The organism is Pseudomonas psychrophila HA-4 (assembly GCF_000282975.1).
Classification (GTDB): domain Bacteria; phylum Pseudomonadota; class Gammaproteobacteria; order Pseudomonadales; family Pseudomonadaceae; genus Aquipseudomonas; species Aquipseudomonas psychrophila_A.
Genome location: NZ_ALJC01000095.1, coordinates 16,096 through 27,119 on the forward strand (window position 1 = coordinate 16,096; position 11,024 = coordinate 27,119).

10 protein-coding genes are annotated in these 11,024 nt (G+C 55.8%); 3 read left to right on the forward strand and 7 right to left on the reverse strand.

Translation table 11 applies throughout. From position 1 onward, the window contains the following. Positions 1-299 precede the first annotated feature (299 nt). Genes mksF through mksB form a run of 3 tightly spaced genes read right to left on the reverse strand, consistent with a single transcriptional unit; the run spans position 300 to position 5,057 of the window. Positions 300-3,125 carry an Mks condensin complex protein MksF gene (gene mksF / locus B347_RS0115410; RefSeq protein ID WP_019410592.1) on the reverse strand — a complete coding sequence of 942 codons (2,826 nt, stop codon included), beginning with the start codon at positions 3,123-3,125 and terminating at the stop codon, positions 300-302. Further along, positions 3,122-3,790: an Mks condensin complex protein MksE gene (gene mksE, locus B347_RS0115415; RefSeq protein ID WP_019410593.1), complete on the reverse strand. Its 669-nt coding sequence runs from the start codon at positions 3,788-3,790 to the stop codon at positions 3,122-3,124. The genes mksF and mksE overlap by 4 nt, the downstream gene beginning before the upstream one ends. Further along, positions 3,780-5,057: an Mks condensin complex protein MksB gene (gene mksB, locus B347_RS0115420; RefSeq protein ID WP_019410594.1), complete on the reverse strand. Its 1,278-nt coding sequence runs from the start codon at positions 5,055-5,057 to the stop codon at positions 3,780-3,782. Before mksB ends, mksE begins: the two co-directional genes overlap by 11 nt. A gap of 178 nt (positions 5,058-5,235) precedes the next feature. On the opposite strand from mksB, the gene B347_RS0115425 reads away from it, so the two are divergent. Continuing rightward, complete coding sequence (locus B347_RS0115425) at positions 5,236-6,012, forward strand: SPOR domain-containing protein (protein ID WP_026014226.1); 777 nt, start codon at positions 5,236-5,238, stop codon at positions 6,010-6,012. Further along, complete coding sequence (gene rimI / locus B347_RS0115430; protein ID WP_019410596.1) at positions 6,005-6,457, forward strand: ribosomal protein S18-alanine N-acetyltransferase; 453 nt, start codon at positions 6,005-6,007, stop codon at positions 6,455-6,457. The genes B347_RS0115425 and rimI overlap by 8 nt, the downstream gene beginning before the upstream one ends. A 106-nt stretch (positions 6,458-6,563) precedes the next feature. On the opposite strand, the gene B347_RS0115435 is transcribed toward rimI, so the two are convergent. From B347_RS0115435 to B347_RS0115450, 4 genes are all read right to left on the reverse strand, one after another. After that, positions 6,564-6,989: a hypothetical protein gene (locus tag B347_RS0115435; protein WP_019410597.1), complete on the reverse strand. Its 426-nt coding sequence runs from the start codon at positions 6,987-6,989 to the stop codon at positions 6,564-6,566. Between the two features lie 133 nt (positions 6,990-7,122). Then, the gene (locus B347_RS0115440; RefSeq protein WP_019410598.1) at positions 7,123-8,280 is read right to left on the reverse strand and encodes a glutathionylspermidine synthase family protein; all 1,158 of its coding nucleotides are present in this window, start codon (positions 8,278-8,280) and stop codon (positions 7,123-7,125) included. A gap of 692 nt (positions 8,281-8,972) precedes the next feature. Then, entirely contained in the window at positions 8,973-9,398 is a 426-nt protein-coding gene (locus B347_RS0115445) for a DUF350 domain-containing protein (protein WP_019410599.1), read from the reverse strand. A gap of 10 nt (positions 9,399-9,408) precedes the next feature. After that, a complete protein-coding gene (locus tag B347_RS0115450) occupies positions 9,409-10,077 on the reverse strand; it encodes a DUF2491 family protein (RefSeq protein WP_019410600.1) in 669 nt (222 codons plus the stop codon). A 249-nt stretch (positions 10,078-10,326) separates the two neighbouring features. Between B347_RS0115450 and can the strand changes: the two genes are divergently transcribed. Beyond that, entirely contained in the window at positions 10,327-10,971 is a 645-nt protein-coding gene (can, locus tag B347_RS0115455) for a carbonate dehydratase (protein ID WP_019410601.1), read from the forward strand. Positions 10,972-11,024 lie beyond the last annotated feature (53 nt).

An 11,024-nucleotide genomic window follows, 5' to 3' on the forward strand; every position in this document is an offset into this window, starting at 1 on the left:
GCCTCATAACCCAACCCGGTATTAAGGCAGTGAGTTAATTATAGTTAGTCCCGTTATTAGGTGATGCGGCCTTTCACTCACTAAAGGCTCATCAACCCTAAAAGTCTGCCGCTTTAACTGGACAAAGCGGGTAGGAATTTTCTGAAATTTTAAAAATAGTTTTGAACGAGCGCGGTTTTATTAGTTGAATAGCAAGTACTTGTAAGATTATGCCTACATATATGGGTATGAAAGTAGACAGCCAGTAACGCAAAAGCCGCGATTAATGATCGCGGCTTTTAGTGTTGTTTAGACTTTATTCAGGCGTCGCTCAGCTCAGGCATAACGGCGGGTTCCACCTCGTCATGACGACGAATGTACTTCCAGTCATCTTCATCAATGTATATGCCGTTAGGGCCGCTTCCACCCTCTAGGTCGATGGCTACATGGGCACAGACCTGAGGCTTCACACTCGCCAGAATCGGCACAAAGCCCAGTTGCAAACTGGTTTCCAGCAGCGCGGTCTGGTTTTTCTCGTCAATGTCCGCCGCCTCATCGAGGTAGTACGGCAAGCGAATACGCCCGGCCTGATCGCGGTCCATCAAGTGCAACAACAAATACATGTTGGTCAGCGCCTTGATCGTCATCGTGGTGCCATTGGACGCCGCACCGTCGATGTCGGTATGAATCACCGGCTGGCCATTGACCTTAGTAATCTCAAACGCCAGCTCAAACAAATCCTTGAGCCCTAACTGGTTATGGTTGGCCGCTACCAGACGGGCCAAATATTCCTTGGCCTCTTCGTTTTTGTTGTCCTGCTCAGCGCTTTGGCTGAGGTCGAACACCGACAACGTTTCGCCTTCTTCGTACTGGCCGGCGCTGTGGATGATCTGATCAATGTGCTTGAGCGCTTCCTTGTTCGGTGCCAGCACAATGCGGAAGCTTTGCAGGTTCGACACCTGACGCTTGTTGATCTCGCGGTTGAACAATGCCAGTTGATGCTCAAGGCTGTCGTAGTCACTGCGGATGTTGCGTAAGGTTCGGGCGATGTCCGTCACGGCGGCACGTCGCGCCTTGCCCAGGGTCAACGCTTCTTCGCTACGGTGCGCATAGGCATTGATCAACAGTTGCAGGCGGCGCTCCATGTCGTCCTCGCTGTCGAACTTGGCCACGCCTTTCAAGCGCACCTGTGCGTACAAGGCTTCGATCTGACCGTCGCTGCGCAACAAGCTTTGCCAGCTGTCCTGATAGTCGTTGAGCAACGGCAACAGGTTGTCCATCGAATCATCGACCGGGTCCATGAACGGCGTACCGAACGGCAGATCAGCAGGCAACAATTGGCGCCGACGCAAGCTGTCGTCCAGTGTGCGTTGCTTGGCTTCCATGTCACCGATCTGCCGACCGACCAATTGCAGCTTGGCCGACAGGTGTTGTACGCGCTCGGTGAAGGCATCGCTGGAGCGCTTCAACTCATCCTGCGCGCCTTCGGCCTGAGCCAATTGCTCCAGTTTTTCGCCTTCTTCGGCGCTCAAGGTCTGGGCACGCCGGAAATCTTCCAGCGCCTTTTGCGCGTCCAGCACTTGCTGATACAGCGACTCGGCTTCGGACTTGCTCGCAGCGCGATCCGACGTCACCGCCTGCTGGGTTTTCAGTTGTTTGAGTTCTTTTTCTAGACGTTCTTTCTGCTCACGCAATGCGGCGCGATCCGCCAGCGCTTGCAGGGCGGGCGGCTCGATATGGCTGAGGTCGATGGACAGGCCCGGCGCTTCAAAGCGCTCACCCTTGAAGCCATCAAGGATCAGCTCAAGGGATTTGACCCATGCGTCGCCGTCATCGAGTGCAATGCCTTGCTCGCCCAGCGGCAGGCTGAACAATGCGCTGTTGAACAGCCGCATCAGACGCTCCACGTCCTGCTGTGAAAATTCTTCGCGCAAACGGGCGTAGCTGTTGTTGTCGGCATGATCGAGTTGCTGCTTGACCGACTTCAGGCGTTTTTCCAGATCGCGCAAACGCTCGTCCAAGTCCTCGGCACTGAACTGACGCGACTGCGCCAAGGCACCGGCCAACTCGTCGTGCGCGTCTTTGGCCGCGAGCAGTTGTTGCTCAAGGACCTTCACATCGTCAACCAGCGCGAAGCGATGCTTGAGCACCGACAACTCGCCCAGCCAACGTTGAATACCGGTGATTTCGCGCTCCAAGCGCATCAACTCTTGCGTGCTGCTGCGTTGATCGTTTTGCAGGGCGTCTTGTTCGTTGCGGTAATGCTCTGACTGAATCAGCAACTCTTCCTTGCGTGCCCCGGCGTAGTCCTGCCACGTGCCCAGCAACGAGTCGAGCAGCGGCGACAGGCGATGCAGCTTGCCGCGCAACAGATCACGCTGGCGAACCCCGGCGGCCAGCGCTTCGACCAACGGCCCGGCACCCACCAGCGCGTTGTAATCCTGCTCCATGCGTCGTACATCGCGGAAGGCTTCTTCGCATGCAGCGATGTAGTCCACGCTGCCCGAACGCAGGCTGTGTTCAAACGCATCGAGAAACAACTGTTTGAGCTTTGCGGCGGTAATTTCGCGCATGTGCAGCAGGTTGATAAACAGGGCGCGGAACGTTTTCAGGCTCTGCTCGCTGGTAGAGCGCAGCGGAATCAGCGTCAGGTCCAGCGGGATCGACGTGTGGCCACCCACTAATAAGCGCCGCAGTTCATCGGGCTTGAGTTCGTAGGCCTTGAGACCGTTGCGCTCAAGGTTGCTGAACAGCTCCTTTTGCCGCAGGCACGTGTCTTCTTTCTGATAATGGGCCAGGTCGAGCTTGCCCGCGTAGGCGAAAAACTGGTGACCGAAACCGCCACCGGGGCCGCGTCCGACCACACCAATTACATGCGGACCGTGGGGCAGCGACACTTCGACCAAGATGTAACTGGTGTCCGACGCAAAGTAGAAGCGTCGCGATTGTTCGAGGCTGTATTTGCCGAAGCTCATGTCCGACATGCGCGCCAGAATCGGGAACTGCAAGGCGTTGATCGACGCTGACTTACCGAGGTTGTTGGCCCCGTACACCGACAGCGGATGTTCCAGCGGGAATAATCCCAGGCTGTAACCGGCGGTGTTCAGCAGGGCAAAGCGGCGAATTCCGTAGCGTTCCTGGCTCATGCATCCATCTCCTGTTGCTCAGCGGCAATGGCGCGGGCCAGTGCCGCTTCTTCGTCTTCTTCCTCAACCTCGGCTTCGTCGTCGATCAGCACCGGCGTTGGCAGCGGCAAGATGCTGTGCAGACTGGCCGCCAGATCACGGTCTTGCTGCACCGACAGGCACACATCGAGAAAGCGGTGCATCGGCGGTAGAAAACGGTAAACACCGTTGTCCTCGCTGGCGAATCCGAGCTGGGTCATGCGGCGCATGATTTTTTCTTCCAGCTCATCTTGCGTGGTGACCTCGGCCTGAACAAACAGGTCGCGGTATTTTTCCAGCAGCGAGGGTAATTCATCGCGGCCCAGACTACCGCCATCAAGCACGGCAATCGGGTCGCGGCCCTGGTCCGCCAAGTGTTCAACGATGATAAACGTGAACAGCGCCAAACGTTGCGCGGTCTTGTTGACCTGTGCGGAGGTAATTGCGGTGTCGGGCACGAAATAATAAAAACCACGGGTGTCACACACCAGTTCAAACCCCAGCGCCTTGAACAGCGCGCGGTAGGCGTCCTGGAAGTTCGACAGTTGCGCGTACAGCTCGGGGTCGCGGCGGCTCACGTGATAACCCTTGAACAGCTCACGAAAGATCGGTGCCAGTTGGGACAGTTCAGAAAGATCAAGATGCATGGAGAGGGCTCGCAGAAGTCTCGTTCGCGTCATCGCCGCGTGAAAGCAGGGCGAAGGAACGCAGGCTGACCAGATGTTCGTGGGTGTGGTAATCGCGGCGCTCAAGGCGTTCGCGCACGAAGCGTTTTTCGCGTGACAGGCGCGAAAACCAGTACAGCAATTCGTCGGTGTCGCCGTTGGGTTCCTGGTCCAGTAACCAGCTCATCAAGTCCGGCATTGGCAACGCATCGCTGCAACGGTCGAGCATTTCCTTGACCGTGCGCGGGGCTTTGGGTGTTTCGCCACGGTGGGCTTTGTGTGCCTTGGGGAAGCGCGCAGGCTTGGGCTCAAAGCGCGCCAGCGCGTAAACATACGCCTCAACCTGGCTGGCGCTGCCTAAAAAGGTGCTTTGCGGGCGAGTAAACATCGGCATCGCCGCTTGGGGTACCGCGTCCAGCCCTTTACGGCGAATGGCCGCCAATGCCAGCGCCGCGCCACGGGTGACTGCGTTGTGACGGCGCGCCTCTTCGCGCAGCGGCAGCAACAGTTCGCGGGCATGACGCAAGGTCAGTTGGGCGCTGGTTTGCATCTCAAGGATGCGCGCATGGGTACGCAGCAGCATGTCGTCGTCGACCAAATGGCCGAGCCGCTGCTGCTCGCTGAGCATGCGTAGCAGCACGTTCTCGACTTTGCGTACGCCTTGTTCGAACGCGCCGTCGGCGTTAACCAGTTGAATCATTGGTTCGACGTATTCGTCCCACGTCGCCAGCACCTCGGCGTAACGCTGGCGCAGCGGAATCTGCCGGTCGCTGGTCTTGGCCCGTTCGGCCACGGCCACCAGCGCCTGTTCATCATTGGCCAGCTTCTTCAAGACATCGCGTACGCGCATGTCGAGCAAACGCAACTGGCGCGCCAAGTCATTGCTGTCGCGAATATCAAAGGCGTCTTGAATGTAACCGGCCAGCCGCTCCAGATGGCGCAGGTAGGCTTCGATTTCCAAGCACAGCCCAAGGCGGTGTTCGCGGCGTAAGTACGCCAGAAAGTCGTGGATTTGCGCGTTCAGTTCAAAGCGGTTCGGGCTCTTGGCCACCGGCACCAGAATATCCAGCCGGATCCAGCTGTCGAGCACGTTGGTGATGTCTTGCGGTGTGCTGTCCAATTGATGGGCGGCTAATTGCAGACGCAACTCGCTCAGGCTCAAGGTGCCTTGGTCGAAGTGTTCACACAAAGGCTCAAGGAGTGCCCAGTGTTCGGCGAGGGCACGTAATACGCGCTTAGGTTCGATCATGGGAGGGCCGGTCGATTGCCAATGAAAGGTCGCGATTGTACTGCAACAGGGGTTTGAGTCATTACTTGGCGACCGCAGGCAAGGTTCGTCAATTAACCGTTTAGCCATCTACTGCGGGCGGGAAGTGCAGAACGGCGGTAGAATCGCGCCTCTTTAGTTATCCACAGATGGCCGACCCTTGTTGAACGAGTCCCGCCGCCGCTCCTATCTGACTGCCATGCAGGTAGTCAGTTGGTTACCGCGCACTGAGCTGCCGTTTGCCGCGCCTTCGCGTCCCGAACTGCTGGTGCTCCCCGAACCGCCTGCCGCGCCTGAAATCATTAGGCCCGCGGCCAATGTGGCGGTTGCGCCGAGCAAGCCCGCCGAGCGGCCGAAGATCGAAGTACCGCGGCCATCAGTGACTCCGCGTCCTGTTAGAAAACCGGTGGTTGAAGCCGAGTCGACGCCTGCGCTAGCCAAAGTGGTGCAACTACCACCCCCGCGTTTTGCGTTGCAATTGCTGCGTGCAGGGCGCTGTCTGCTGTTGGTGGAGTTACCCACAGGCGGCGCATTCCAGAGCCGCGATCCGGCTTATTTATTGTTAAAAGATATGTTGCGCGCAGCGGGCTTGCCCGACAGCCCGCAAATCATTGGCGAGCCCGTGCGCTGGCCGTTGCTAAAACGCGGCAACGTGGATCAAGGCCCAGAGGCGGCGCGTGAGTTTGTGCAAGGGTTTGTCGCGTCCCGCTTGGAACAAGCCGAGTGTGCCTGCCTATGGCTGATAGGCCTGCCTGCTGTGCGCTTTGCCGGTGAAGCTGACGCCGAAGCCTTCATCAGTGAACTTGAAATCGAAGGACTGGGTTGCGCATGGGCGTTGCCGGGTCTGGAACTCTTAATGGAAGAGCCACACCGCAAAGCGGATGTCTGGCAAGCAATGCGCAAGCTTTTGGCGCGCTGGAAACAAAACGATGAGTGACGCTGTAACCTTCCGTCCGATGATCGAAGCGGACCTTGATGCAGTACTGAAAATTGAATATGCGGCCTTCAGCCACCCGTGGACCCGCGGGATTTTTCTCGACGGTCTCGGCAAATATCACATCTGGTTGATGTTTGAAGGCGAGCAGCAAGTGGGTCACGGTGTGGTGCAAATCATTCTGGATGAAGCGCACCTGCTCAACATCACCGTCAAACCTGAGAGCCAAGGCCGTGGCCTGGGGCTCAAATTGCTTGAGCACCTGATGTCCATTGCCTACCAGCATGAAGCCCGCGAATGCTTCCTTGAGCTTCGCGACAGCAACACCGCAGCCTTCAAGCTGTACGAGCGTTATGGCTTCAACGAAATCGGCCGCCGCCGGGACTACTACCCAGCGGTGGGCGGGCGTGAAGATGCGGTGGTCATGGCCTGCACGCTCGTTGACTAACTCCCCTGTGGGCTGCAACCCAATTTCGTAGCAGCTGCCGAGCCTGCGAGGCTCGGCAGCTGCTACGGGTTTTCGAGCGCCATAGATATGTTGCAGCGTCCATCATTTAGTACTTGGGCCGACCCACCGGGTCAATGTCCGCTAACTCTGCTTCATCCAGCCCTTTGCCGGCGCCGATTTCACCTTCGTCCACCACGCGTAAATCCCAGTCCGCCGCTTCATCGCTGCCCTCTGCTGCCTCTTTGGCATCACGGGCACCGTCTTCGCGGATCAGCATCTCCTGCTCCAGATCATCGTCACCAAATCCCGCGTCCAGATCCTCATCTGGCAATGCCCCACCGCTAAGTCCGGCCCGGCGTGAAGGTTGACCGGCCATGTGCTGTGCGCGTTCTTCGTCGGTAAATAGGTCGCTAATACGCTCATGCGTTTCATCGTCTTCAAAGTTAAGCGGCTCGACAGAACCCATGCGGTCTTCGGTATCGTCGATCTCGGCCGGCTCTTGCGCCCCATACGGGCGACGTGAATCAGTCATGGTAGTTCCTCATTGTGCGGGGTCTTATTACGATGGACTGTAGCTCCCGATTAAGATTCCACCCGACAGACCAGCGGATTTAAGCGCAGTTCTACGTGACCCCGACCAGCGGTCGGTAGTTAACGTTTGCCTATTAATCCAGCACCACATGGGGCACAAAGCGGCTCGTGTTTTTTGTGATTAGCGTGTCGTCCTCACGAATACCAATGCCTGACGGCACATCGCCAATGACCCAAGACCCGATCAGGGTAAAGCTGTCATCGAACTTGGGCAGTGGTGTAAATTCCTGAAGGATAAATGGCCCCTCGGTGTAAGGGCCTTCTTCAATGACGTGCTCTCCGCTAACCGTTCGTAGCTCGATATTGGCGCCTTCGCGAGAGAAAAAAGGCTTACGCACCCACCCCTTAGGCACAGACTTTTCTGGAGCTGTGTCGAAAAAAGCAGGCAGCAGATTGGGATGTCCTTTATTGAATTCCCACAGCAAAGGCAGCATGCCTTTGTTGCTGAGAATGGCTTTCCAGGCGGGCTCGACGAACTGGGTGCCACTGCCCGGGATAGCCGTGCCAAAGCGCTCGTGGAAAATATGTTCCCAGGGGTGCAGCTTGAACAGGCGAGCCATCGAGTTCCCATCCAGATCTACAAAGCGCCCCGTATCGGTCAGACCAATGTCTTCAATATCAATATGTCTGGCGTCTATTCCTCTGATGCCAGCCATCTTGCGCAAGAAATCTGTGGTGCCGCGGTCCTCAATTGATCCTGATATGGCTGAAAAATAAAACGGCGTATCCGTATGGAACGCAGCAAACGCATGCACAAGGTCTTCAGCGAGGGTGTTGTATTGCGTTGCAGTGGGTGGCAGCTTTCCTTGCTGTATCAACTCTTCAAGCCATAACAATTGAATCCAGGCCGCCTCCAGTAACGAAGTTGGCGTATCTGCGTTGCTTTCAATTGCTTTGGCGGGGCCATTTGCATCGTAGATAAAGTCGAAACGGCTGTAGAGAGAAGGGTGTTTTTCTTGCCATGAACGACCTACCAGATCATGGAATCTAGCCGGGATTGCCAGCCGTGAGAGCAACTCCTCGCTGTTAACCACCCTGGCCACCAGGTCCATGCTCATCTCATGAAGCGCTTGGGTTGGCCCCTCGATGTCTCGTGAGATCTGATCGTGGGTGAACTGGTAAAACCCTCGCTCATCCCAGTAGCGCGCCCCATCGACAGTGTGGAAAAAGAAACCGGCACTCTCTACCTTTTTTTGCCAATTGGCGCGTTCCTCGATTCTGATCTTTTTCACGGTGCTCTCTCTATCCCCCGAAACTGAACCGACTAGAGCTTGAACTGCTCCAGCCGCTACGGGCTTTGGCTTGATCGCCAAACCCGCCACGTGTGATCGTTGGGGAACTTGAGTGATTGATGAAAGAACCACTTGTAAAACTGCGCAGTAACGTTGGGCTTGAAGACGTTGAGCGGTTATTGCAAGCCCCGTAAATCGGATGGCTGAAGTACTTCGTGCTTTGGCCTTGGGAAAGCAGGCTAGCCAAAACAAGTTCCTTTTCCTTGCTAACAGCCTCTTCAGTCCTCACTGCATTTATCTGTAAAAGTGGCTCACGAATTTTGTAGTACTCGGTTCGTGATAGAGATCCTGAGATGGTTAGCTCAAACCCTTTTACCTGTCTGTTGGGGTGTCGGCAGTCCCCTGGCAAGACACTGGGATTGTTCACGGTTTCATTGCTGGAGGGTCGAGTGTTCTGGCTATGTTCGGACAATGCATTGGTGTGGGCCAGTGAACAGACCTTCATCGGTATTGCCGACTCCGCACATTCGCGCAAGGTGGCGAAGGTGCTTTTCACCATAAGGTTGACCACGGGACTGGCGATGGGAGGCTCTGGAGTTTCCGCCTGGTTACACGCACCAAGGGCCAGCGGTAATGTGCCGCTCAGAACGAGGTTTAATGAGCTACGAGGTCGCATCGGATGTGTTCCTGTCTCAGGCTGACGGAGTCATGCAGGCAGCATTCAAAAAGCCGACGCTTACAGCGACTGATGCTGTGTAGATAGCTGCCGCGTACTCGCCATTGGCAATACGTGTGGAGAGGTTTTTAACCACCAAGCTGGTCGCGATGAAGACCAACAATTGAACCCCCGCCGCGATGAATACCCAGACAACAACATCCAACACACTGACGCTATTGGTAATGATGTTGCCCGCCGGTAAAGCGAAGCCAATCAGTGCGCCACCGAGCGCGATGGCGGCGGCAGGGTTATTGGCACGAATAAGCTTGAACTCCTGGTGCGGAGTCATTCGTGTATAGACGAACTGGAACAATGCAAACAGCAAGGTTGCAACCAGAATATAAATAACGAAGTCGAAGACAGCCGTTGCGTTAAGCGACAGCCTGAGAGCGTCGAGCATTGAGGTTTCCTTAATGGAAAATTGAAATATCAGACAGTTGAAGCGTCACACCGACCGCGGTCGTGAGTGACTGGTTTCCAGGCTCATCGGTTTCAAACGACAAGAGTAGAAATTCGCGTCGATAGGCCAGATTCAAGTGGCGGGCATAAAGCACGCATCTATGGCCAATAGCGTATGACTGCTCTGCTGTGATGACATTTTCAGTCAGCGCAGCCATCTCGGTTTGTCCATCCTCCGTTCCCCATTGACGAACATATTCAACGTGCTCCAACTCGTAGTAGGGCATGCCGATTTTTGACCCCGGCCCCATCAACCGGGCTCGTTCATCTGGGCTATTGAGGGTTCTGACTTCGTGATACCCGAACAGGATCAAAGACTCGATGTCGCTTGCGCGCGGCCCATTCATGAGGAACTGAACAAAGTAGTGTTCATTGTCGAGGTGGCAGCGAATAAGTCGACAATTTGACCCGATATCGAGTGTGCCAATGGCCATAATCTGGCTGTCGTCAGGCACAACGATATCGGTCTCTCCTTCGAACTGAAGTATTAAGGCCGCATTGATGCTGACGTGACTTCCCACTGTAAAACCAAACGGCATATCTGGTTTGCGTGATTGGCTGGCAGTCTTTTTGAAGGGCTTTGACGCATTCCATCCCATTACGTGCTTGATAAAGCCCATTGCCACTGTCCTGAATGTCGGAATTAACACCGGCCAACGCTCGAATTGATCACAAGTGGGCTGGCATTCGGAGCAGGACTCTGCATGAGTTATTTCTAGAGGTCTGTCATCCAATTCTATTAATGTGCTGGGAAAGCTCCCTTGAGGTGAGGGAGTGAATAGGACTGTGCGTTCATATCTTAAGATTCCACGTGACCTCGGCCAGCGGTCGGCAGTCAAACGTGCGCATCAACTCTCGAGGTTTACCGCATGAACGAACTACAAGATCTGATTGATAACAACGAGCGCTGGGCCGATGCGATCAAGCAGGAAGATCCCGATTTTTTCGCCAAGTTGGCCCGCCAGCAAACGCCGGAATACCTGTGGATCGGTTGTTCGGATGCACGCGTGCCGGCCAACGAAATTGTGGGCATGCTGCCGGGTGATCTGTTCGTGCACCGCAACGTGGCCAACGTTGTGCTGCACACCGACCTCAACTGCTTGTCTGTGATCCAGTACGCAGTGGATGTATTGAAGGTCAAACACATTCTGGTTACCGGCCACTACGGCTGTGGCGGGGTGCGTGCATCGATGCAGAACCAGCAATATGGCCTGATTGACGGCTGGTTGCGCTCAATTCGCGACCTGTACTACGAAAACCGCGAAGTACTGGCAAAACTGCCCACTGAAGAAGAGCGTGTTGACCGTCTGTGCGAGTTGAACGTCATCCAGCAAGTGGCCAACGTCGGGCATACCAACATTGTTCAAAACGCCTGGCATCGCGGGCAAAAGCTCTCGGTCCACGGTTGTATCTACGGCATTAAAGACGGCCGCTGGAAAAGCCTCGACACCACCATCAGCGGTCTTGACCAATTACCGGCGCAATACCGTTTGCGCCCGCTGACCCCGGTTTAAACCGTTACACATACACGTTGGAACTGGCTTGCCAGCGATAGAGAGTGACCGAG

Coding starts and splice junctions, on each gene's coding strand:
- mksF (WP_019410592.1), bottom strand. CDS start 3,125: ATGAGCCAGGAACGCTACGGAATTCGCCGCTTTGCCCTGCTGAACACC.
- mksE (WP_019410593.1), bottom strand. CDS start 3,790: ATGCATCTTGATCTTTCTGAACTGTCCCAACTGGCACCGATCTTTCGT.
- mksB (WP_019410594.1), bottom strand. CDS start 5,057: ATGATCGAACCTAAGCGCGTATTACGTGCCCTCGCCGAACACTGGGCA.
- rimI (WP_019410596.1), top strand. CDS start 6,005: ATGAGTGACGCTGTAACCTTCCGTCCGATGATCGAAGCGGACCTTGAT.
- B347_RS0115435 (WP_019410597.1), bottom strand. CDS start 6,989: ATGACTGATTCACGTCGCCCGTATGGGGCGCAAGAGCCGGCCGAGATC.
- B347_RS0115445 (WP_019410599.1), bottom strand. CDS start 9,398: ATGCTCGACGCTCTCAGGCTGTCGCTTAACGCAACGGCTGTCTTCGAC.
- B347_RS0115450 (WP_019410600.1), bottom strand. CDS start 10,077: ATGGGCTTTATCAAGCACGTAATGGGATGGAATGCGTCAAAGCCCTTC.
- can (WP_019410601.1), top strand. CDS start 10,327: ATGAACGAACTACAAGATCTGATTGATAACAACGAGCGCTGGGCCGAT.